Source organism: Novosphingobium sp. PhB57, assembly GCF_004342985.1.
GTDB lineage: Bacteria > Pseudomonadota > Alphaproteobacteria > Sphingomonadales > Sphingomonadaceae > Novosphingobium.
Map to the genome: position 1 here is coordinate 147,334 of NZ_SMBO01000003.1, position 21,849 is coordinate 169,182.

The 21,849-nt window shown below is 63.6% G+C and carries 18 protein-coding genes and 1 pseudogene; 8 read left to right on the forward strand and 11 right to left on the reverse strand.

Annotated features, from left to right (window positions below):
* Nucleotides 1-9: 9 nt before the first annotated feature.
* Nucleotides 10-1,131, reverse strand: a complete 1,122-nt coding sequence (locus EDF58_RS11450; RefSeq protein ID WP_132265547.1) for a zinc-binding dehydrogenase — start codon at nt 1,129-1,131, stop codon at nt 10-12.
* Nucleotides 1,132-1,383: 252 nt separating this feature from the next.
* Between EDF58_RS11450 and EDF58_RS11455 the strand changes: the two genes are divergently transcribed.
* Nucleotides 1,384-2,994 (forward strand): cyclic nucleotide-binding domain-containing thioredoxin-disulfide reductase, encoded by a 1,611-nt coding sequence (locus EDF58_RS11455; RefSeq protein WP_132265549.1) that lies wholly within the window; start codon nt 1,384-1,386, stop codon nt 2,992-2,994.
* 39 nt (nt 2,995-3,033) lie between these two features.
* Here the strand turns inward: EDF58_RS11455 and EDF58_RS11460 are convergent, their stop codons facing one another.
* Nucleotides 3,034-3,930: a dihydrodipicolinate synthase family protein gene (locus tag EDF58_RS11460; protein ID WP_132265551.1), complete on the reverse strand. Its 897-nt coding sequence runs from the start codon at nt 3,928-3,930 to the stop codon at nt 3,034-3,036.
* A 180-nt stretch (nt 3,931-4,110) separates the two neighbouring features.
* Here EDF58_RS11460 and EDF58_RS11465 point away from each other — a divergent pair, with 180 nt between their 5' ends.
* Nucleotides 4,111-4,647 carry an AAA family ATPase gene (locus tag EDF58_RS11465; RefSeq protein WP_132266183.1) on the forward strand — a complete coding sequence of 179 codons (537 nt, stop codon included), beginning with the start codon at nt 4,111-4,113 and terminating at the stop codon, nt 4,645-4,647.
* A 21-nt stretch (nt 4,648-4,668) separates the two neighbouring features.
* Here EDF58_RS11465 and EDF58_RS11470 read toward each other — a convergent pair whose 3' ends face one another.
* Nucleotides 4,669-5,577, reverse strand: coding sequence for an SDR family NAD(P)-dependent oxidoreductase (locus tag EDF58_RS11470; RefSeq protein WP_132265553.1), 909 nt, complete (start codon nt 5,575-5,577; stop codon nt 4,669-4,671).
* Between EDF58_RS11470 and EDF58_RS11475 the strand changes: the two genes are divergently transcribed.
* Entirely contained in the window at nt 5,576-6,583 is a 1,008-nt protein-coding gene (locus tag EDF58_RS11475; RefSeq protein ID WP_243654237.1) for a helix-turn-helix domain-containing protein, read from the forward strand. The genes EDF58_RS11470 and EDF58_RS11475 overlap by 2 nt on opposite strands.
* 129 nt (nt 6,584-6,712) lie before the next feature.
* Here EDF58_RS11475 and EDF58_RS11480 read toward each other — a convergent pair whose 3' ends face one another.
* Nucleotides 6,713-9,466, reverse strand: coding sequence for a TonB-dependent receptor (locus tag EDF58_RS11480; protein ID WP_347812887.1), 2,754 nt, complete (start codon nt 9,464-9,466; stop codon nt 6,713-6,715).
* Between the two features lie 346 nt (nt 9,467-9,812).
* Between EDF58_RS11480 and xdhC the strand changes: the two genes are divergently transcribed.
* Nucleotides 9,813-10,727 (forward strand): xanthine dehydrogenase accessory protein XdhC, encoded by a 915-nt coding sequence (gene xdhC, locus EDF58_RS11485; RefSeq protein WP_132265559.1) that lies wholly within the window; start codon nt 9,813-9,815, stop codon nt 10,725-10,727.
* A 21-nt stretch (nt 10,728-10,748) separates the two neighbouring features.
* On the opposite strand, the gene EDF58_RS11490 is transcribed toward xdhC, so the two are convergent.
* Together EDF58_RS11490 and EDF58_RS11495 are read right to left on the reverse strand one after the other, a co-directional pair.
* Nucleotides 10,749-12,620 (reverse strand): FUSC family protein, encoded by a 1,872-nt coding sequence (locus tag EDF58_RS11490; protein WP_132265561.1) that lies wholly within the window; start codon nt 12,618-12,620, stop codon nt 10,749-10,751.
* Nucleotides 12,621-12,824: 204 nt separating this feature from the next.
* Nucleotides 12,825-14,546: a transferrin-binding protein-like solute binding protein gene (locus EDF58_RS11495; RefSeq protein WP_132265563.1), complete on the reverse strand. Its 1,722-nt coding sequence runs from the start codon at nt 14,544-14,546 to the stop codon at nt 12,825-12,827.
* A gap of 198 nt (nt 14,547-14,744) precedes the next feature.
* Here EDF58_RS11495 and EDF58_RS11500 point away from each other — a divergent pair, with 198 nt between their 5' ends.
* Nucleotides 14,745-16,067: a surface lipoprotein assembly modifier gene (locus tag EDF58_RS11500; RefSeq protein WP_243654198.1), complete on the forward strand. Its 1,323-nt coding sequence runs from the start codon at nt 14,745-14,747 to the stop codon at nt 16,065-16,067.
* Nucleotides 16,068-16,228: 161 nt separating this feature from the next.
* Here the strand turns inward: EDF58_RS11500 and EDF58_RS11505 are convergent, their stop codons facing one another.
* The 4 genes from EDF58_RS11505 to EDF58_RS11515 form a co-directional block, all read right to left on the reverse strand.
* The gene (locus EDF58_RS11505) at nt 16,229-16,879 is read right to left on the reverse strand and encodes an alpha/beta hydrolase (RefSeq protein WP_132265565.1); all 651 of its coding nucleotides are present in this window, start codon (nt 16,877-16,879) and stop codon (nt 16,229-16,231) included.
* On the reverse strand, nt 16,767-17,606 hold the full coding sequence (locus tag EDF58_RS11510) for a hypothetical protein (protein ID WP_132265566.1): 840 nt from the start codon (nt 17,604-17,606) through the stop codon (nt 16,767-16,769). Before EDF58_RS11510 ends, EDF58_RS11505 begins: the two co-directional genes overlap by 113 nt.
* Before the next feature lie 10 nt (nt 17,607-17,616).
* Nucleotides 17,617-17,784 carry a hypothetical protein gene (locus EDF58_RS25840; protein ID WP_165921381.1) on the reverse strand — a complete coding sequence of 56 codons (168 nt, stop codon included), beginning with the start codon at nt 17,782-17,784 and terminating at the stop codon, nt 17,617-17,619.
* Between the two features lie 375 nt (nt 17,785-18,159).
* The gene (locus EDF58_RS11515) at nt 18,160-18,717 is read right to left on the reverse strand and encodes an XRE family transcriptional regulator (protein WP_243654199.1); all 558 of its coding nucleotides are present in this window, start codon (nt 18,715-18,717) and stop codon (nt 18,160-18,162) included.
* 23 nt (nt 18,718-18,740) lie between these two features.
* Between EDF58_RS11515 and EDF58_RS11520 the strand changes: the two genes are divergently transcribed.
* Both EDF58_RS11520 and EDF58_RS26335 read left to right on the forward strand, forming a co-directional pair.
* Complete coding sequence (locus tag EDF58_RS11520; protein ID WP_132265570.1) at nt 18,741-19,646, forward strand: DMT family transporter; 906 nt, start codon at nt 18,741-18,743, stop codon at nt 19,644-19,646.
* A 185-nt stretch (nt 19,647-19,831) separates the two neighbouring features.
* Nucleotides 19,832-20,053, forward strand: a pseudogene (locus tag EDF58_RS26335) (hypothetical protein); the annotation flags it as partial.
* Here the strand turns inward: EDF58_RS26335 and EDF58_RS11530 are convergent.
* Nucleotides 19,983-20,429: a helix-turn-helix domain-containing protein gene (locus EDF58_RS11530; RefSeq protein WP_243654238.1), complete on the reverse strand. Its 447-nt coding sequence runs from the start codon at nt 20,427-20,429 to the stop codon at nt 19,983-19,985. The pseudogene EDF58_RS26335 and the gene EDF58_RS11530 overlap by 71 nt on opposite strands.
* A gap of 144 nt (nt 20,430-20,573) precedes the next feature.
* Between EDF58_RS11530 and EDF58_RS11535 the strand changes: the two genes are divergently transcribed.
* Nucleotides 20,574-21,740, forward strand: a complete 1,167-nt coding sequence (locus tag EDF58_RS11535; RefSeq protein ID WP_207912931.1) for an MFS transporter — start codon at nt 20,574-20,576, stop codon at nt 21,738-21,740.
* The last annotated feature ends 109 nt before the right edge of the window (nt 21,741-21,849 follow it).

Consider the following 21,849-nt stretch of genomic DNA (forward strand, 5'->3'; position numbering starts at 1 on the left):
CGACAGGCTTCAGCCGAGGCTCGGATCGATCAGGAACTTCTCGCCCGTCGCCTTGCGCTCGTAGACGCGCAGCACGTCGGGATCGAGCGCCTGGGCCAGGCCGATGACGCGGGAATAATGGCTGGCGAAAGTCGTATCGAGTTCCGCCACCACGCGGCTGCGCAGCTTCATCGCCACTTCGGGACCGGCTTTCTGGAGGAAGGGGAAGAGCAGCCAGCCCGAGACGCCCCACTGGAACCCGAAGGCAAGGCGGTTCAGCACCGTGGGGGAGGGGTCCAGGGCGCCGTAGATATAGAGCTGCTTGAACTCCATGGAGCCGTAACGGCTGTATTCCGTCATCCGCTTCAACGAAGCCCGTTCCATGGCCTGGAGGATCGTGCCGGGAAGCGTGCCGCCGCCGATGGCATCGAAAGCGACGGTGGCGCCGGTCTGCTCGACGGCCTCGGCCAGGCGGGCGCCGAAGTCCTCGTCCTGGCTGTTGACGATGTGCTCGGCGCCGATCTTGCGCAGAATGTCGGCCTGCTGCTCGGAGCGGACGATATTGACCAGGGGGATGCCGTCGTGGAGGCAGATCTTCTGCAGCATCTGCCCCAGGTTAGAGGCCGCTGCGGTATGAACGATGGCCTTGTGCCCTTCGCGCCGGGCCGTTTCGACGAAGCCCAGGGCCGTCAGCGGGTTGACGAACATCGAGGCGCCCTGGGCCGAAGTCGCGCCATCGGGCAGGGGGATCACGTCGCTGGCCTTGATGCGGCGATAGTCGGCGAACATGCCGCCGCCGATCATGCCGACCCGTTTGCCCTTCAGCGCCGCCGCGCTGCCGCCCGCTGCCACGACGATGCCGGCCCCTTCGTTGCCGACGGACATCGACTGGCCAAGCCGGCCGGATACGGCGGACATGCGGCTCTCCGGAATGGCGAAACGCAGACGCGGGCGATCGCCTTCGAGCTTTTCCATGGTGGAGACATCCGCCGGGCCGAGGAGCAGGCCGAGATCGCTCGGATTGATCGGTGTGGCCTCCACGCGCACGACGATCTCGTCGTCGGCAGGTTCGTCGATGCGAACGTCCTCCAGCGACAGGGTGAGTCTGCCGTCCTCGATCGTCGATCTCAGTTCGCGTCCAGTGAGGTCCATGATCTTCTCCGGTTGGCGGCCGAGGGGGCCGAAGCTGGCAGGGCGCTCTACAGCGCGGCACGTCCGGGCCAACTTAGTCGGCCCCGCCTGCTGTGCAAGGCGTCCGGTCGCCCAAGGCGGTCATGAGAGCCGCGTGGGCGGCGGCCGGCATGGCCAGGGATCGGATCGTCGCCCGAAGGTTGCCAAGGATCGCGGGAAGCCGCATGTCAGGGACTAGCGAGCACGCCCGATCCGTGAAGCTGGAGACACGTCCTGGAAACCATAGGCAGAGATCTTCGCGAGATGCAGCGGGTGCCCCTGGCAGCCTCCCACGTCGCCGCCCTTCGCGAGGCCGGATCCGAGGTGGAATATGCCGCGGGCACGCTCATCGTCGATACGGGCGATCCGGTCGACCGGTTCGTCTATGTTGAGGAAGGGGAGATCGAGGTCGTGAACCCGTTCACCCGGGAGCGGCACGTTCCATCGACGCTCGGGCCGACGCAGTTCATGGGGGAAATGTCCTTCCTGGACGGCGGCAGCTGGTCCCTGCCGATGCGGACGGTCAGCGACACGAAGGTCATCGAAGTGCCGAGGCCGGTGATGTTGCGGCTCATGTCGGAAATTCCGGAAATGTCCGACATCATCATCACCGTGCTCGCCGCGCGGCGGCGGCGGCAGCTCGATGCCGGTGACGGGATGCTGGTGCTGATCGGGGAGGACGAAGACGCGTCTATCCGCCGGATCGCGGAATTCGCCAGCCGCAATCGCTTTCCTTATACCAGCTACGCGCTGGGCAGCGAGGATGCTCGGCTCGTCGCCACAAGCTGCTCCGTTTCGGAAGACACCCCTGCCGTCATTTTCGGGCGCAACAATGTCGTGGCGGACCCCACGCCGGACAAAGTGGCGCGCCTGCTGGGTCTCAACCGGGAACTGGTGGACGACGAGGAATTCGATGTCGTCATCGTCGGCGGCGGGCCTGCCGGCGTTGCGGCCGGTGTCTATGCCGGAGCCGAAGGCCTGCGGGCACTGGTGGTGGAAGATACGGCCATCGGCGGTCAGGCCGGAACCTCCAGTCGCATCGAGAACTACATGGGCTTTCCCACCGGCATTTCCGGCGCCGATCTCGTGTGGCGCGGCGAAGTTCAGGCGATGAAGTTCGGGACGCGCTTCGCCATGCCGCGGCGTGTCGTGAAGCTGGACCGGCTGGAGGACAAGCAGTTCTGCGCCACGTTCGACAACGGCCAGCGGGTGCGGGCCGGAGCGGTCGTCGTCGCCACGGGTGTCCAGTACCGCCGCCTGCCCATCGATGGCCTGGCGGAGCTGGAGGGCAAGGGCGTCTACTACGCCGCCACCGAGAACGAGGCGCGTTTCTGCCGGAATGCACCGACCGTGGTGATCGGCGGCGGCAACTCGGCGGGGCAGGCGGCGATGTTCCTCAGCCGGTCCTCGGCCCATGTGAACGTGGTGGTGCGGGGCGGCACGCTGGCGGCATCCATGTCCAACTACCTGTCCAGTCGGCTCCAGGCCGACCCCGCGGTCTCGATCGACTACCAGTGCGAAGTCGTGGCGGTTCACGGGGATGGTAAGCTGGAATCCGTGACCATCCGCGACGCGCAGGGCACTCGCGAGCATCCCGCTTGCGCGCTGTTCATCATGGTCGGCGCCGCGCCGAACACGGAGTGGCTGGCGGATCTCATCACTCTCGACAACTGCGGTTTCGTGCAGACGGGCGAGAGCGTTGGCGGAAGCTCGCCTTACGCCACCTCCTGTCCGGGCATCTTTGCGGTAGGCGACGTTCGGGCGAGGTCGGTGAAGCGCGTCGCATCCTCGGTAGGGGAGGGGTCCGTGGTCATTTCCAGCGTGTGGAACCACATTCGGACGTGAGCGGGAGCCTGCCTCGGTATGGGCTGTCGCGGCCGGGCCTCAGATCGAAGTCATGCGCTCCATGGCCTCTTCCAGCCCATCGACGCGGTTTGCGCCGGTGAAGGCCTGCAAGGGGAGCGGCGGCCTGCCCGCCGGAAGTCCCAGCACTTCGGCTATCCCGTAGATGAGCCTCAGGCTACCATGCTGCTGGAACAGGGACCACATCGGCGCGAAGGCCGCTTGCAGGCGGGCGGTCTCGGCCTGGTCGCCATTGCGGGCGGCCTGCGCCAGTCGAAGCGCGGGGGCGGGGAGGATCCCGGCAATCACGCTGTGCCAGGCATCCGCACCTGCCAGGAAAGCCGGCGCGGCGCACCAGTCTCCGCTGTAGCCGATCTGAAAATCCTCCGGCGCCGAGGCGCGAAGCTCGGCGATCTCGCCTGCGTAGTCCCCGCTTTCCAGTGGCGGCATTTTCACGGCGGCGATCCCGTCGACGTGAGACAGCGCGGCGATCAGCCCGTGGGAGAAGGTGAAATTGGTCGTGCCCGGATTGTTGTAGATGCAAAGCGGCAGGGCGGTGCTGCCCGCGGCGGCCTTGAAATGATCCGCCACTTCCCGTTCGGTCAGCTTGGCATAGGACATGGGCGCCAGCAGCAGCCCGCTCGCTCCGGCCCGTTCGGCCGCGGCGGCCAGTTTGCAGGTCCAGGAGGTGCGCAAGGCGCCCACGCCGACTACGACAGGCACACGGCCACCGGCTGCCTCCACCGCTGCGACGGCGGCGCGGTTTCTCTGGTCGCGGTCGAGATAGGCATAAGTGCCTGTGCTGCCCAGCACGCCGATGGAATCGACGCCCGCACCCGCCAGCCGGTCCACCAGCAAGCCCAGAGCATCGGTATCGACGATACCGTTTTCGTCGGCCGGGGTGAGCGGAAAGGCGGAGAGGCCGGTGAAGATCGTCATGGGCAGCGGTCCATCAGCAAACATCGAAGGGGGGAGTTCTAGGACGGAGCCAGCCGGGGGAGCAACGCCTTGCGCAAGGCCGGATTTCGAAAAGCGGGGATCATTCTGAGGGCCGCGCCGGTGTCGGCCGACCGTCGCTTGCGCTATCCTCTAGCCAATCTCGAACGGAACATCGAACACATGACCGATCATCTCCATGTCATCACCGGCGGTCCTGGCTCGGGCAAGACCAGCCTGATCCAGGCCCTGGCCGCCGAAGGGTTCCGGCACATGCCGGAGGCGGGCAGAGCCATTATCCAGGACCAGGTCGATATCGGCGGCGAAGCTCTCCCCTGGGCGGATCGTGCGGCCTTCGCGGCATTGATGCTCAACTGGGAAATGCGCTCGCACCGCGAAGCTGCAGCCAGTCCCGGCACCGTGCTCTTCGATCGCGGCATCCCCGACGTGATCGGCTACCTCAGACTTTGCGGATTGCCCGTTCCGGCGCCCGCAATGCGCGCGGCCGAACTGCGGCGATATGCCCCCAAAGTCTTCGTGGCCCCGCCATGGCCCGCGATTTTCCGGCAGGACGAGGAACGCAAGCAGACGCTGGCCGAGGCCGAGGCGACCTTTCATGGCATGGTGGAGACCTACTCGGCGCTGGGCTATGCTCTTGTCACGCTGCCCCTGTCATCGATTGCTGAGCGCGTGAAGTTCGTTCTGGGGCATATTGCCTAGGCCCGTTTTTTCTCAGGCTGTTCAGGCGAGCGGGATGCCCAGTCCTTCCAGTTCACGCTCCGCCCAGAACAGGCGACCAGTATATTCCCATGGATTTTCGCAGGCCGCGAAGTAGACCATCATGCGCGCAGGCACCGTCATGGGCACGGCCACACTGTCATCAAGCCCGCGCTCCTTGACGCGGATGGCGACCAGTTCGGTGGCGACAAGCCCCGGATGAAGGCCGATAATGGCGATGTTGCGGGCGTGCAGCTCGGGCGCCATGGCGTTGCCGAAGCGGTCGAGCGCGCGCTTGCTGGAATAGTATCCCGGCACGGCCAGGCTGAAGCCGCCGACGGCGCCCAGCTTGGGCAGCTCTTCCGGCTGACGAAAGACTTCACCGCTGCCCGTGGACAAGTTGATGATGCGTCCGCCGCCGCGGGCTTCCATGATCGGAACCACCAGCTGCGTCAGCGTGAAGGGGGCATGGACGTTGACCGCGAACTGGTAGAGCCATTCCTCGCGCGTGAGGTCGAGAAAGGGCTTGCCCCAGATGTCGCCGGTGGTGGCAGCGGCATTGTTGACCAATATGTCGACGCCGCCGAAGCGCGCCATGGCCGCATCGATCAGCGCGCGCAGATCGGCCTCTTCGGCAAGGTCTGTCGCTACCGCGATGGCCTCGCCGCCGGCGGCCTCGATGGCCGCGAGCGTCTCGCCGATCGTGCCGGGCAGCGAGGCATCCGTTCCAACGGTCCTTGCGGCAAGCACGACCCTGGCGCCGCGCTGCGCGAAGTCGAGCGCCGCCTGCTTGCCCATCCCCCGGCTGGCGCCGGTTATGACCACCACTTTGCCCGCGATGTCGAGTTCGCGCTGACGCACGGCCGGGATCGACGGATATTCCGCCCCGACGGCGCTCTGGGCGAAGGCGACGTTCTTGGAGACCTTGCTCATGGACATCTCCCGTTATTCCAATAATGGAACGACACTGGATAATGCTGGAATGATGTGTCAGGGTGTCATCCAAGTCAACGCCGCCTTGGCGATGGTTGGAGCCGTCTCATTGTCCGATCCGTCGAACCCCACCACGCGCGTCATGGATGTCCTCAAATTCCTGGCCGCCCATCCGACCGAGCGTTTCACTCTGGCAGAGATCGCCCGGCACGTCGGGCTCAGCAATGGATCGGCGCATCGCCTGCTGACGACGATGGCCGCCGGGCAGTTTCTCTCGCGCCATGAGAAGCACCGGACCTATTCGCTCGGCCTATCGCTCGTCGCCATCGGCCAGGCCGCCATTGCCGGCCACCAGGGCATCGAGATCGCGCGGCGAGAGCTGGCGCGGCTCGCGGCCGAGCTGGATATGCAATGCAGCGCGAATTGCCTTGCGGACGAAGAGATCGTGGTGCTGGTCAAGGAAGGCAGGCCGCAATCCCACCTTGGGCTCACGCGCGTGGGAGAACGGCGCCCGCTCATGCCTCCGGTCGGGCTGTGCCACGTCGCCTGGGGCGAGCAGACGCTGATCGACGACTACATTGGCAAGGCTCGGCCCTTCATGGCGGCTTCCGTGCTCGATCATTTGCGCGATGCGTTGCCGCTGATCCGTGCGCGCGGTTATGCCGTCTGCGCGAATGGCCCGGGCGCCGCGGCCAGCCGCCAGGTCTTGGTGACGGCCAGCGATCAGGTCCGCGACGATGCCTATTGGACGCGGGTGCACGAACTGATCGGGCAGCTCTCGGCGGACGAGATCCAGCTGGTCGACCTCGCGCGGGCGGAGGAGGCAGGCGTCAGCTACATGGCTGCCCCGGTGTTCTCGCCGGCGGCAACGGTGGCATTCCAACTGGTGGTGACGGGGCTGCCGACCGACCTCGATCCGCGCAAGATCGAAGCCTGCGCGCAGCGGTTATGTGCGGCGGCGGCAGTGGTGACCGCCGAGATGCACGGGCGGCATCCCGCGGGCTGAATTGGGAGCGGCCTGCATTTTGCGGCCAGCGCATCAGGGCCGGGGGTCAGTTTCCGCTGCTGCAATGTCGCTTCGCGGGCAATAGGCGCCGGGCGCCGGTGCATCTGGCACCGGCGCCCGGATCCGTGCTTACATCTTCACCGAAACGCGCAAGTAGCCGAACTGGCCAGGCACGTCGTAGGTGGTGGGATCGTAGTTCGGGCCCGTGCAGGTGTTGCACGGCGGCGGATCGGTGTTGAACAAGTTGACCACGCCCAGCGTGAAGGTGAAGGCGCTGTCCATGAAGCTGGGTGTATAGCCAAGCTGGACGTCGCCGTAGAACCGGCTGTTCATCTTGTGGCCGTCGCTCTCGGTCACGCTGTCGATGTAGCGGCCGGTGAACGAGGCATCGATGCCGGCGATGGACCACGAGAGGATGCCGGTGCCCTTGAACTTGGGATAGGACTGATCCGGGAAACCGCGCGTGGTGCCCTTGTAGCTGATCGTGGCCGAACCGTCCGCCGTGGGGAACGTCTCTGTATACTTGAGCAGTCGGTTGGCATTGAACGACAGGCCGAACGTGCCCGCGCCGGTATCGGGCGAGGTGTAGTTCAGGCTGACGTCGATACCCTGCGTGCGAATGCTGCCGATGTTCTGCAGCAGGCCGACCACGCGCGAGATGATGCCGCTGGGCGTGCGCACCACATTGGCGCAGGCGCTGGGATCGCCCAGTTCGGCGCAGCGCGACAGGGTGACTTGCGGGTTGATGGCCGAAATCGCGTCGCTCACCTTGATGTCGTAGTAATTGACTTCGAGGCTGAGATTGCGGGCAATGCCGCCGCGTGCCCAGGACGGGCTATAGACACCGCCGAAGAGCAGGGTCTTGCTGGTTTCCGGCTTGAGCTGGTCGTTGCCGCCGGTCAGCGTGCCGATCTGGCCGCCCTGCGGCTCCTGATAGCTGCCGCTGGCGGGAACGCCGTTGGCGATGCAGTTCGTACGCACCGTGGCGGAACTTTGCCACAGCGATCCGGCGACGTTGGTGCAGGGGTCGTCGATCGGGGCGTCGGCGCGGGACTGGGCGCCGAACAGTTCGCCGATCGCTGGAGCGCGGAACCCTTCGGCATAGCTGGCGCGCAGCAGCAGGTCGGAGACCGGCTTCCACAGGCCGGTCGCGGTGAACGTCGTGCTGGATCCGCTGGTCGAGTAATTGGCGTGGCGTACCGCGCCGTCGGCTTCCAGCAGCTGGAAGAACGGGGTGTCCTTCAGGATCGGCACGCGCAATTCGCCGTAGAACTCATCCGAATTGTAGCTGCCTGCCGCGGCCTGCGCGGGAATGTCTGCGCCGAGCCCCGCCTGGATGATCGGATCGGGCGTGAACGAGCCGAACTGGTAGCGGTGCTCATAGCCGACCGCGATGCCGACCGGGCCCGCAGGTAAGTCGAACAAGTCACCGGTGAGGTTGGCGGTATAGTCCTGCATGCGCTGGCTGGACCGGTCTCGCTCGGTGAACGAGATGTAGTCGAGCATGGCCTGCGTGATCGAACCTTCGCCGCCGAAGATGTTCAGCGGCACGCAGGCTCCGGTGCAGTCCGCCAGTGGGCCCAGTGCCTGCGCTACCCGCGCGGCGTTGACGTTGCCGGTGAAGATCTGCTTGGCGTCGTTCCAGCCGAAAGCGGCGTTGACATCCCAGTAGAACTTGCGCGAACCCACATGGAAGCTGCCATCCAGCCCGGCATTGGCGGTCATCGTGTCGACGCGCTGCGTGTAAGTGCGCTGCCCGGCTTCGACCAGGCGGCGGGCGACGAAACCGTAAGTTGCCGGTTCCCCGTTCGCGCCGGAATTCAACGTGATGCCGAAGGGGTTGTAAGGGTTGGTCACATCGACAGAGACGGTGTCGAGCAAGTTGCCGTTGCCCGCGTCCGGCCCGATAAACAGCGGCAGGAAGGCGGCCTGGTTCTGCGAATTGCGATGGTTGTAGACCATCTTGGCACGGAAGGTGATGTTGGAGGTGAGTTCCTGCTTGGCGCTGACCCAGAAGCCATAGCGCTCCTGCGGCGTCAGGAAGTAGTTGTAGGGAGAGAAGTTGAAGCGGTCGGCATCGGTGAAGGCGCGGAAATCGCCGCCTGTAAGCGTCGGATCGTAGACGCCCTGGGTGGTGAGCGGAGGATTGCGGGGGGTTATGCTGCCCCCTGCCGGTAGCGATGGATTGCCCTCGTTGAAGACGATGCGCCCGTTCACGGCTGCCGACGAACAGCCGCCGCGCGGATCCAGGCACGAAGTCTGGCCGGGGTTGGGGAATTGCGAGATCGAACGGTCCGCCGTGCTGACCTTGTCCTGCTTCACGTAGCTGGCGCCGAACACGACCGAAGTGGTCGGGCCCTTCACCCCGTAGCTGACGTTGTAATCCTGCGTATGCCCGTCACCCTGTCGATAGGTGCCGAACTGGCCCGAGGCGCGCAGCCCTTCCTGCTCGGACTTGGTGATGATGTTGACGACACCGGCGATCGCGTCCGATCCGTAGAGCGGCGACTGCCCCGATTGCAGCACTTCGATCCGTTCGATCTGGCTGGCGGGAATGGTGTTGAGGTCGACCGTGGAGGGGATGCCGCTGGCCGCCGTGGCGTTCACGTAGCGCATGCCGTCCACCAGCACGAGCGTGCGTTTGGCCAGAAGATAGCGCAAGTCGATTTCGCTGGTGCCGGCACCTACGCCGCCGCCGTCCTGCGGGTTGCCGATATTGCCCGAGTTGTTGGCCTTGGTATTGAGGCCGCCCGCCGCGCTGGGCAGGCGTTGCAGCACATCGGCGACGGAGGAAAGGCCGGTCTTGGCTATGTCCTCGTTACTGACGGTGACGACGGGACTGGGATTGTCGAGTGGGTTCTGTCGAATGCGCGAACCGGTCACGATAATAGCGTCAGTCGAAGCGGGATCATCTTGTGCGAAGGCGGTGGCAGGAAGTACAAAGGCCATTACGGCCATGCTGCAATGCAAATGAAAACGCATGGAATTCATTATTTCACCCTTTCGTAAGTCGCCTGAACTCGGGTGAAATGAAAGCTCTCTTGCCTGCCTCTGCACTGCAACAAGAATTCTTGAAAGTGCCACATTTTTGAAACAAAAGCGCAACATCGTGACAAAAACGCAACGTTCGCCAAGAGGATACATGCGGCGTGATGTCTGATGACAACGCTCTTAAATGCCGGGAAGTGCGGCAGTCCGACGGTCGATCCGGCTCCGGGTTGGTATCGGCATGACCCAGTGGATCGGCTGGCTGCGGCGCCTTCCCGGGCCGCCCTCTGCGCTCATATCGGTACTGGCGACGGAAGGGGCAGCACCCTGCGGGGCAGGGACGCGCATGCTTGTGACGACCGGCGGCCAGCTTGGCACTATCGGTGGGGGAGAGCTCGAACGCCTGGTGCTGGAACAGGCGCGCACCTTGCTGACGCTGCCGCCCGGCAACTGGCGCGTGGAGGACTATCCTCTCGGTCGGCGGCTCGATGCGTGCTGCGGCGGGCGGATGCGGATACTCATCGAGCATCTGGATCCAGGCGATCTCGACTGGCTGCATGATGCCGAGCCCTGGCACATGCTGGTGACGACATTGGAGAAAACTCGGGTCGAACGCGCGATATTCCGGCGTGAAACGGCCACGCGCCAGTCGGCGCGCGGCGAGCTGCCTGGCGCCGGGACGCGCATGGTGGAGCCGCTGGGAAGGCGGCCGAGGCCGTTCTACCTGTTCGGTGCGGGGCACATCGGCAGGGCGATCGCCCGGCACACGATCGGCCTGCCGCTGCAACTCGCCTGGTTCGACACGAGACCGGAATCGGCCGAAATTGACGGGGTAACGGTGATCTCTGAGGAGCAGATCGCAAAATGTCTCGAAGAGGCGCCGGACGATGCGGCTGTCGCCATCCTCACCCATGACCACTCGCTCGACTACGGTCTGGCCCTTGCCGCCCTGACGCGAACGCCTTTGGCCTTCGTCGGGCTGATCGGATCGTCGACCAAGATCGCACGCGTCAGGGCGCGTCTTCTGGCGGAGGGGGTAAGCGAAGATGTCTTGGCGCGCCTCACCGCACCGATCGGGCTTCCCGGTGTGACCGGTAGCGAACCGGATGTCATCGCCATTGCCGTACTGGCCCAGGTGCTTCAACTGAACGCCTAGCAGTTCTTCTTTCGGCTATGCCTAAGCTTGATTGAAACGCCCATCGTCAAAGATCGGGGTTGACTGGACCTGAGTGCCCAGCCGCCGGTGCCATGCCATCGCGGCTTCGCCCGCGGTATTTCGCAGGTCCTGCAACGGTTCGCCGCCATGCCCGGACTGGAACAGTCGGCGCAGCATGCCGCCAACATCGTGCAGGGCGATTTCGGCCTCGACGCTGGCAAGCCCGGCCCCGCGGCGCGCCTGTTCGATTTCGGCAACCGGCTCGTTCCGGCGCACGGCCTCGAAATAACCGCGATTGGCGTCGATGCCTTCGTCGATGCGGTTCTTCAGAGAAGCGCCGAAATCGGGCCACAAGGTGAATACGGCGATCAGCGCCGTCAGGCTGCCGATCACGTTGTCGAGCATGCGGGATGAGGCGATGCCCGCGCCGGGCTGGAGCATTTCGGCGACGATCACGAAAAGCATGGTGAGGAAGATGACGAAGATGGTGTAGTTCACCGAGCGCATGGCGATCGCCGCGCCCGCCAGGATGACCGCCAGCATGACGAGGACTGGTGAAGCGCTGCTCACAGTCACCAGCAGCCATGCGAGCATCCCGCCCAGCACGCTGCCCAGGATGCGCTCAAGGCAGCGCGCCCATGTCACCCGGGCGCCGCCCTGCAATACCACGACAAGCGCCATGGCCGCCCAATAAGGATAGCCCAGCTGGAAGACGATGGCCGACAGATAGACGACGACCAATCCTACCGATTGCCGCACGGCCTGGCGCAGGGCGACCGGGGACGTTCCGTGGAGGGGACGTGCCTGCCCAGCCTTGCCCTGTAGATGGGTTCCGGATTGGCGGCAGGCCAATCCTTCCAGCGCGCTCTCGAACGCCCGCAGACAGCCGATGAACAGGTCATCGGTGAGTTGGCCCTGAAGGCGCCGCAGCCGGCCCGCGGCCCAATCGAGCGGGTCGCGCCGACGTCCGCCGGAGCGGGAAGAGAGGGCCCAGGCCAGCAGGGTCGTCTTGCAGGCATGGGCGACGGCGGCGCGCTCCTCGATCCGTCCGGCCCTGGTGATGTAGGCCTGGTCCAGCGCGATCAAGGCGCCGAACAGCGTCTCGCAGGCTTCGCAGGCCTGCTCGAACCGGGCGGTGACCGAAGGGTCTTCGCCATAGCGTTCCAGCATGCTGCGAAAACGCTCGATGGCCAGCCGTACCGCGCGTCGGTGTTCCGCATGTTCGCGGTGCCAGCGATCGTCGCGGTGCTGCGCGTCTCCGAGCTGCACGAGGCTTTCGGCCATGTCGAGCAGGCGCACGATGACGGCGTCCGATGCGCGGGAAAGCGGCAGGGCGGCGTCGATCGGCCATAGCGCATTGATCAGCAGATAGGCCCAGACCGCACCACCGAGAAAGGCGCCGGCTTGTACCGCGGCCTGCGCCGGTGGATGCGGGAAACCGACGGCCACCACGCCGACGACCGCGAGCAGCGTACCGAGCAGTCCACCGAACCGGATACGTGCCGACCACAGGACCGCGCAGAAAACGATGGTCGGCCCCGCGATCATGCCTGCCATGGGCGCGAACGAGGCGATCCATGAGCCGGCGAAGGAAATGACGGTGCCGCAGCCCACGAAGATAGCCAGCAGGCGGCGGCGCTGGGTATCCGGTCCGGGACAGTCGCAAAGGCACGTCCAGAACGCCGCGAAGACGGCCCACCCCAACCCGGCGCGTCCGGTCGCCACGGCCAGCACGAGGGGGAGCGCGACGGCGACGGCAGCACGCAGGCCCTCGACATGGTTGAAGAGCTCTGGGAGCAGGCCGAAGGAGCGCAGCTCGAGACGTCGCGCGGCTCTTCGGACGATCGTCCTGGTATGGGGCCGAGGCCGGCGAGGATCAGGCTTGTCGGTCATCACGCTCCGGCCAGCCTGCCCACTTCGGTCACCCGCATCAATTGCGATTTAAGCACGCCCCATCGAAGGCCGCGCAATGCGGATGTCTTCCGGCAGGACAGGGGCCGGGGAGGCCGGTTCGCCAAACGAGCGCATGCCGACATCTCCGACGAACAGCCTCAAAGCAAACCCCGCTGTGAGGCTGTTCGTCCTTGGTCGCAAAAACTACCGGCGCTTGGTGACGATGGCTCCCTGGATCCCAACTTCCCTTGCCTCGCCGCTGCCCGCCGGCGCGTTGAAGTAGAAGGTGCCGGCCAGTTCCTGCGCATCCGCGCCGTAGAACTGGGCAATGACGCTACCCAGGGACCTGCCCTCGCGCGACACATTGCCTTGCAAGCTGGAGTCCCAAGCCGAAAGCGTGCCTGCCATGTCGTAGCTGCCGAAATCCGCCCGGGCGCCGGAGGTCTGTTCAGTTCCGGCCAGCGACAGGGCACCGCCGAACTTCTGCGTGCCGAAGTCGACGTCGAAGCTGGAGGTACCCCTTACATTGTAACGAGCCGAAGCGTTGCTGTTGACCCCGGTGCCGTATGCCAAGCCTTCGTAGCGGGCCTTGCCAGTACGTGCTGCGAGGAAGTTGTTTCCGGTCGCGAAGCCGTAAGTGAAATAGAAATCCTGGGTTGAACCGGCCCGGGTACCTGCCCAGTGTCCGAACGAGGCGTAAGTCAGGGCCAGTTCGGTGTTCGCCGGCCCCGGCTTGTAAAGCTCCAACCTTACTTGCTGAAGGCCGTATCCATTGTCTCCGCTCTTGGCGTAGGCATTGAAGTTGGCATCGTTGCTCGCCACCTTCTCGTTGACCGTGAAGCGACCGCCCACCATGTCGGACGAATATCCACCATAGTCGAAGGTCTCCGAGTTCAGCCACGTCAGGCTGCCACCGCTGCCGCCGCCGCCTCGCGCATAGAAGTGCTGCCCTGATGTCAGCGCGGTCAGCGTCTGGGCATCAACGGTTTGGCTCGCATCGCGCGATCCGACGATCGAGCCGACGGCTGCCATCCCCCCTGCATTGGCCGTCTGGAACGTGGCCCCGAGTTCTTCGCCGTTGGGGCCGTAGAACCGGCCCGCTATGGTTCCGGAGGCTTGGCCGTAGCTGCTGCCATAGACGGCGTTTCCTGAAAAGGTTCCGTCGCCTGAAGTCAGGCTGCCACCGGCGCGCAGTTCAATGCCGCCACCCGACACGCCTTTGTCGGTGACCAGCCCGCTCTCGCTCGTATACCCCTGGGTCGAGAAGATCCCCTGTGAGAAATCGACGCTGAATTTCCCGGTGCCCTGCATGGACATCGGTTCTTCACCCGGCATCGTCACCAGCCCGAAGATGTCGATCCCGTAGGCAGCGGATCCCGTGCGGGGCACCGCTGCCGAACCTGTGGGCAGACCGTAAGTGAATGCCGTGAACTCGGTTGACTGCCGGCCATCGGTGACGCTGTTGCTCTGCCAATACCCCATGGCGACGTATTGCTTGGCCGCCTGGCCCGTATAACCCTGCTTGACCAGTGTCAGATACGCGTTACCGGTGTCGTTTGACCGACGGTACCTGGTGTCGTAGGCATCCTGGGTGGACACGTCTGCTGTACCGAAAGTCTCGTTTCGGGCATCCGTGTTCAAGGCATAGGACCCGGTTTTCGCATCGTAGCGGATCGACAGGGTCGCTGGCTTGCTGGACCCGTCAATTACGGTTCCGGTCGGGATGTCCCAGGTTCCCTTCAGTGTTGCTGCATCGTTGGTAAAGGTCTGGCTGACCTTCAGATCGGTCATGGTCGCATTGGCGGTCGGCGTTGGAGTTGGGGACGGTGCGGGAGTTGGCGTGCTGTTCACGCCGCCAGAACCGCCGCCACAGCCGGACAGCAATAGCAGTGCGACGGCGCTTGCCGTCCAGTACCGAGTATTCATGTATGCCCCTGTTTCGTAATCGCTTCTTGCGCATGCGGCCGAGAGGTCCGAAAGGTCAAGTCGCGTCGTGAAACCGCCATTAATAATTTGAAACTGTGTGCCCCTGCGACAAGTGGGATGAGGAGCATATGGACAATAAACGTGCTCTTGCGATAAGCGCCGCCCAAACGGGGGTGTAACATTTCAATTCGGAAACTGTTGGTCGCGGCGATACTGGCGGGCATCGCGACCGGTTCGGGTGCGCAGGACACGGCCGTCCTGTCAGGGCCGATTTCCGCGCAGGATCATCTCTCGGCGACGCAAGTCTTTGCGTTGGCCGATAACGCGCGTGGCCAAGGCGATTTCTCCACCGCCGAGACGGCCTATCGGGCGCTCACGCAGGACCGCGATATTGAAGTGCGAACGGAGGCGCGCTTCCGTCTCGGCATGATGCTCGCCGACGATCTCAAGCGTTACAGTGATGCGGCACTCGAATTTCGGCGCATTCTGGATGACAAGCCAGGGGCCGGGCGGGTGCGGCTGGAACTTGCGCGGATGCAGGCGATGCTGGGCAACATGGCGGGCGCGCGAAAGGAACTGCGTGCGGCACAGGCGGCGGGCTTACCGTCGGCGGTGGAGCAGCTCGTGCGCTTCTATTCGCGCGCACTCAATGCCCGCAAACCCCTGGGGGGATCGATCGAGATTGCGCTCGCTCCGGACAGCAATATCAATCGTGCCACCCGCTCGAATACTCTGGGCACCGTCATCGGAGACTTCACGCTCGACGACGATGCACGCGCAAAATCCGGGGTCGGCCTGGATCTTCAGGGGCAGGGCTACCTTCGTGTCGGAATCGAGCGCGGCACCGATCTGCTGATACGCGCTTCCACGGATGCCACGCTCTATCGCGATGCGGATTTCAACGATGTCACCGTAGCGCTCCAGGCCGGCCCACAATATGCCTGGGACGGCAATCAGCTTACGTTTTCGTTTGGTCCTGCCCGGCGCTGGTACGGAGGCAAGCTGTTCAGCACGACCCTGGGCGGCGGGGTGAGTTGGCAGAACCCAATCGGCAAACGCGGGCAGTTGCGGCTCGACGGCAATATCGCGCATGTCAGCAACAAGCGCAATGCCTTGCAGACGGCGGACGATTTCACGGTATCGGCCAGTTTTGACCGGGCATTCAGCGCTCGCTTCGGTGGGGGTGTGCAGGTCTTCGGCTTTCGCGAGTCTGCGCGCGATGCGGGGTACTCGCTGTCGATGGGTGGAAGCTCGGCTTATCTTTTCCGGGAGCTGGGGCGCACCACGCTGGTCGGTACGCTTGGCTATAGTCATCTCGAAGCGGACGAGCGCCTGTTTCTCTATCCTGAGCGGCGCATCGAGAATCGCTACAGCGCGAGCATTGCCGCGACCTTGCGCGCGCTTCACCTGGGCAGTTTCGCGCCGCTGGTCCGTCTCAAGTGGGAGCGCAATCGCTCCACCATCGAAATTTACGACTATCGCCGCGTCGTCGCCGAGTTCGGCGTCACGTCAGCTTTCTGAAAGGGGCGCTTACTACCTGAAGCGTTCCCGCATGAGAGGCCAGGCTTTGAGCAAAGCCATTCTAAGACAAACACCCAAACCGCCCATCCCAAGGCTCGATTTTCACTCGTGCAGGGATCAGACCTGGTGATCTAGGGAAATAGAACGATGTATCGGACGCGTTATCCGGCTTTAAGCAGGATATCTATTACGCTCTGCGGCGCCGTCAGCATGACGTCATGACCCGTATCGAGCGACAATACCGTTTCCGCTTGCAACCAGCGGTGGCGCAGCGCTTCCGGCCGATTAGCCAATGATGTTGGGCAATTTACGATCGTCCGGGGAATTTGAGCGAGGCGAGCCGGATCGTTCAGGATCACCTTGTCGGTAACGGTTTTCCAAGGATGCGGCGTAAGGCGTTCCAGGGCCCAATCCTTGAGCGGACAAGTGCCGAGCCCGTATATCTCCCCCGCTGCCGCGTCGGGCCAAAGTCCCAGTTCAACGCCATCGACCATGCGTGTCGTCCCGGCCAATAGCAACAGGCCGGGCGATACATCGATCAGCGCTTCACCATCTTGAGGGATCGCTGCGTGGAGGTAGACGAGCCGCTCTATCCGATGCGCTTCGCGATCTGCGGCGCCGGTGACGACCATGCCGCCGTAGCTGTGACCGACCAGAACAACGTCATGCAGGTCTTCGAACCTGAGCAAAGCGGCAATGTCAGTGATATGAGTCCCGAGACCCAGCTCCGGGGACAGCAGATGGCTGCGGTCCGCCAATCCGGTGAGTGTCGGCGCAAAAACCTCGTGGCCGGCGTTCTGCAGCGAATTCACAAGTCATGCCCTTGTCGAGGCCCGCTCTGGCGACACGGTAGACGTCGGCGAAAGTGCCACCGATCTTCACTCCCTGCCCGCGATAATCGCGAATGAGCTTGCCGAACCAGGCCTCCATGTCGCCTTCGCGGCTACGCCCCTGGGCCAGCATCTGCTGGCGCTGCTCGAGCAGGGCAGGGTCGAGGCCCAGGTTCATCACCTCACCCTTGTCCTCCGCCGCTTGCAGGCGGCCGGAAAGGGCCATGAGATCGGCCGGAATATGCGTGTCGTAGAGCGTGTGGTAGTGCTCCTCGCCGCCTGCCATCTCGACATTGAACAGGCTCATCATCTTGAGCATCGTCTGATAGCCGCCGCGATAGCCGGGGAAGAACGTCGGCAGCTTGGTCGTCCAGGGGTCCACGCCGCTCGACGCGCGATTGACGCTGAAGAAGTGGTACTTCCACGGCCCGAGTTCATCGTAGGAACGGGGCACGAAAGACAGCTTCCCGGTCGTCCCGCTGGAATAAGTGACGAGCATGCCATAAGCCTCGAGCCTCCGCAGCCACTGCTCGATCGTGGTGACACCCGTGAGGTCCACACGAGTGAGGTCATGCGCGGTCAGTTTGTCGAGCCAACCGGTCAGCTTGGCGAAATCGCGGTTCTCGATGATCTGGATCGGATAGTTCTTGAGGACACGGTGGTCGAAGCAGACCGGCAACACGTCTTCCAGCTTATCGATCGCCTCCACGCCCTGGCGGTCAGCCAGCTTCTTGAGGGCCCGGGATGCGGTTGCGCAGCTTTGCGAAATTGATCCGGACGGCCTCGAGTTGCAACGTCTCGCGCTCTTCGCGCGGGATCGCGTAAAGATCCTCGAAACGGCGATAAGTCCAGGCTCCCGGATTGTCCGGCAGGAGACTGATAGTCATGGCTGCATCCTCTCATCGATCTGTTGTCGGCAAGATAAATGCAGTCATTTCCGCATAGAAGGCGTCATTCCTGTATCGCGGCCATAGGAAAGTCCTATCGCTCGCCTCCCTTCGATATCCGCGACCGTCGCGATCGATCGAAGCTGAAGAAAGAACGATGACGATAGGTCAAGCGCAGAGGAAACCTGCTCTCGTCAAGCTGGCCGGACAGAAACTCTTGCCCGGCCGCCAGACCGCTCGATGAGACGGGAATGACTCGCGTTGGCCGCTGGCTGCCTTCGGATACCGGCTGCAGAAAAGGACGGTTCCGCTGTCGCCCTTATATGGTCATTGCCGGGCATTCATCACTACTGGCAAGTGGCCGCTCGTCCATGCTCAACAGACGACGACGCGCGTGAACCTTACGATTTCGTCGCCCGCGTTCGTGTAGGAAAACGGCTGCGCGCTGCTGTAGATGGCGAAGTCCTGCGCATCGATGGTGACTGCCCCGTCAGCCTTGTCGATTCGAAGTCGTCCTGCAGATACGAAGATCATCTCGTGCCAGCCTGCCGGATCCGGTTCGGCAACATATCTGTCGCCAATCCCGAGTGACCAGGACCAAAGCTGAGCCGATGCTGCAGCAGGGACGCTGCCGAGGAGCACTGCCTTGCTGGCATCGTCACTTCCCCTCCAGGTCAGTGCTTCAATTCGCTCGGCGCTGACCTGCGGATCGGCAACCATCGCCACGAAGTCGACGCCGAGCGCCCAGGCCAGTCTGTCCAGGCTGGACAGGCTGACATTGGTATCGCCCCCCTCCAGATTGACGATCATCCGGCGGCTTACGCCCGACGCCTCCGCGAGTGCGGCCTGGCTAAGGCCTGCCAATCGGCGGAGCCGCTTGAGATTATCCGAGACGTGGGAAAGCACGTCGGAACGATCGGATTGACTGCGCAATATATTGCTCATAGATGCGCAGTATGTTGCACAAATCCACCACGCACAAATCCTTTTTCAGCCGCGAGGAGGCTGCACTTATCGGGATCACCCTGATGTGGGGGGCGACGTTTCTGATCGTGCATCTGGCTGTGGGACACTCCGGCCCTTTGTTCTTCGTCGGTCTCCGCTTTGTCGTGGCAGGCTTGCTTACGATGGTCGTGTTCCGCCGCGCGCTCCGCGGCATCACGAAGAAGGAGCTGGTGGCCGGGTCGGCCGTCGGCGTGACCATCTTCCTGGGCTACGGCTTGCAGACATATGGTTTGCAATCGATCAGCAGCAGCACATCGGCTTTCCTGACGGCGCTCTATGTGCCGATGGTGCCACTCATCCAATGGCTGGTGGTGCGTCGACCGCCGCGCGCGCTGACATGGGCCGGTATCGCACTTGCATTCGTCGGTCTGGTCTTCCTTGCTGGCCCGGATGCATGGCAGCTCGGCCTCGGCCGCGGCGAAATCGCCACGCTCCTCAGCGCCGCAGCGATCGCGGCTGAGATACTCCTGATTGGGCGGTTCGCGTCGGAAGTGGTCAGTTCCAGGATCACCGTCGTGCAGCTGCTCGTGGGCGGACTGCTCTCCTTCGCGACGATGCCCATTGCGGGCGAGGGCGTTCCGGCGTTCTCCTGGGTCTGGCTGGTCGCCGGTATCGGCTTGGGCATCGCAAGTGCTCTGATCCAGCTGACGATGAATTGGGCACAGAAATCCGTATCGCCCACGCGCGCCACGATCATCTACGCCAGCGAGCCTGTCTGGGCCGGCGTCATAGGCCGGATCGGGGGCGACAGGCTCGCCCCGCTGGCGATCCTCGGCGCGGCCTTCATCATTGCCGGTGTGATCGTCAGCGAACTCAAGCCGCGCCGAAGGAGCAATCGCGAACTGTCGGTCGAGTAAGAAGGGCGGAGGGTATTCAGCCGATCATGTCCTGTTTGCAATACTCACACCCAGAAGTTGCCGATCCGCTTGCCCGCACTCCCGGCAACAGGAGGCGCTCATGCGGGGCGAATTTCCAGGCTGTCACCGCTAACCCAATCATTCGCGCTCTGTTGCCGCCTTCAGACGGTTCCGACAGTACTGCCATCAAGGCAGGGCGCCTTGTTCGGGTCTTGGAAGACTGGACGCCACCGCTGACGCCTTTGTGCTTTTATTATCCCAACCGACGAAATCCCTCGGCCGCGTTCAAGGCCCTGATCGGCTGCTTTTGTCGGGAATGGTCATTCAGCAACCTGATCAGTCTCCTACGCGCTGAACCTGCGTGTCGCTCCAGTAGAGCGTGCGACCATCGGCGCTGCGCAATATAAGCGGAGCGACAGGCAAAGAGTCGTGCTTGTCTACGAGAACAGAATGGGCTTCGTCAGTTTCGTAGAGTTCTTCCTCACCCCATTGCCGCAGGGCCGCGATCACCAGATGGAGCGCCTGGCCTTTCGGGGTGAGCACATAGTCCCTGTAAGCGCTCCCATCGGATGCTGGCGCCTGCGTCATGATGCCGCGCTCTATCAATGCCCGCAGACGGGTGGCCAGCATGCCTTTGGCGATACCAAGGCTGGATTGAAACGCGCTGAAGCGGCGGACGCCCTCTATAGCATCGCGGATAATCAGCAGCGACCACCAATCGCCGATGACATCCAGCGCGCGAGCCACGGGGCATGGGGCATGAGAGAGGCTGACGCGCTTCACCAAGGGCAAGGTCCTTCAGATGTGGTCCGGATTTCGAACTGGATCGAAGTCCTTATCTGGTCTTGATATAAGACCATGACAACCTCTGGAATTCTCGTGGCCTCTGAAAGGCTATCCCCGCTCTCAAGCAGGACGACCACTGTCATGGCGTTTGCAGCCGGTCTCGCGGTGGCCAACGTCTATATCGCGCATCCGCTGCTCGACCTGATCGGCAAGAGCCTTGATTTCCGTCCTGCAGAGATCGGATTGGCGGTTACCCTGGCGCAGATTGGCTATGCCATCGGTCTCATTTTTCTGGTGCCACTCACTGACATCATGGATCGAAGACGACTGATCCTGGGTCAGAGTGGGCTTTCCGTTGTGGCGCTTGTTGCCGTCGCATGTGCTCCGACACCGGCCGTCTTGCTCGCGTCACTTTCGATGGTCGGCGCGCTGGCCGTGACGGTTCAGACGCTGGTGGCCTACGCCGGAGCACTCGCACCGCCGCAAGAACGCGGCATCGTTTTAGGGAAAGTCACGAGTGGGGTCGTCGTGGGAATATTGGCTGCACGGGTGATCTCGGGCAGCGTCGGCGATCTTCTCGGCTGGCGCGCGGTCTATCTGCTGGCCGCTGCAGCCAGCGCGATCGCGGCGCTGGCGCTGAGTTGGATGCTGCCTCCAGATGACAGGCAATCAGGCAAACAGCGCTATGGCGAGGTACTGCGATCATTGCCGCGCCTTTTCGTCGGCGACCGCACATTGAGGCTTCGCGCTGCGTTTGCCTTCGTCATCTTTGCAGCCTTCAGCACATTCTGGACCGCCCTGGTTCTGCCGCTGACGGCTCCCGGTTCGGGTTTGTCACATACGCAGGTCGGCCTGTTCGGACTGGTCGGCATAGCAGGCGCGATCGGCGCCCGCAGCGCCGGTCGTCTCACCGATTTGGGTCATGCGGGGCGTGTAACAGGAGCCTCCCTCCTGCTGCTCTGTTTCTCCTGGGGCATCATCGCCATGTTATACTTGTCCTTGTGGTGGCTCATCGCCGGTATCGTGCTACTCGATCTGGCGGTTCAGGCCGTGCATGTTACCAGCCAGACACTCATCGTCGATCGTCATCCCGATGCCGCCGGCCGCGCGATCGCCGCGTACATGGTGCTCTATTCACTCGGCAGCGCGACAGGGGCCGCTATAGCGCCCTTCATGTACAGCCTCTGGGGCTGGGCCGGTGTGTGCATGGCCGGTGGCGTCATCAGCGTCACCGGACTCCTGCTATGGACTGCGAGCGGCAGGTTCCAGGAACAGCAGTTATTTCCACCTTCGCTATGGAATGGCTGAACTTGGGTCGAAAGCTGCCGGCCGCACTGCCGAGTGGCGATTCGCTTTTCAGGTGGCCGCCTCTCGGTGCAAAATGAGAGCAATGGAGGGTGATACATTGCATCTCGAT

Bases quoted from the DNA above. Each gene is read 5' to 3' on its own strand.
- EDF58_RS11470 (WP_132265553.1), bottom strand. From the start codon at position 5,577: ATGAGCAAGGTCTCCAAGAACGTCGCCTTCGCCCAGAGCGCCGTCGGG.
- EDF58_RS25840 (WP_165921381.1), bottom strand. From the start codon at position 17,784: ATGACTATCAGTCTCCTGCCGGACAATCCGGGAGCCTGGACTTATCGC.
- EDF58_RS11490 (WP_132265561.1), bottom strand. From the start codon at position 12,620: ATGACCGACAAGCCTGATCCTCGCCGGCCTCGGCCCCATACCAGGACG.
- EDF58_RS11460 (WP_132265551.1), bottom strand. From the start codon at position 3,930: ATGACGATCTTCACCGGCCTCTCCGCCTTTCCGCTCACCCCGGCCGAC.
- EDF58_RS11520 (WP_132265570.1), top strand. From the start codon at position 18,741: ATGTTGCACAAATCCACCACGCACAAATCCTTTTTCAGCCGCGAGGAG.
- EDF58_RS11465 (WP_132266183.1), top strand. From the start codon at position 4,111: ATGACCGATCATCTCCATGTCATCACCGGCGGTCCTGGCTCGGGCAAG.
- EDF58_RS11475 (WP_243654237.1), top strand. From the start codon at position 5,576: ATGGACATCTCCCGTTATTCCAATAATGGAACGACACTGGATAATGCT.
- EDF58_RS11450 (WP_132265547.1), bottom strand. From the start codon at position 1,131: ATGGACCTCACTGGACGCGAACTGAGATCGACGATCGAGGACGGCAGA.
- EDF58_RS11495 (WP_132265563.1), bottom strand. From the start codon at position 14,546: ATGAATACTCGGTACTGGACGGCAAGCGCCGTCGCACTGCTATTGCTG.
- EDF58_RS11535 (WP_207912931.1), top strand. From the start codon at position 20,574: ATGGCGTTTGCAGCCGGTCTCGCGGTGGCCAACGTCTATATCGCGCAT.
- xdhC (WP_132265559.1), top strand. From the start codon at position 9,813: ATGACCCAGTGGATCGGCTGGCTGCGGCGCCTTCCCGGGCCGCCCTCT.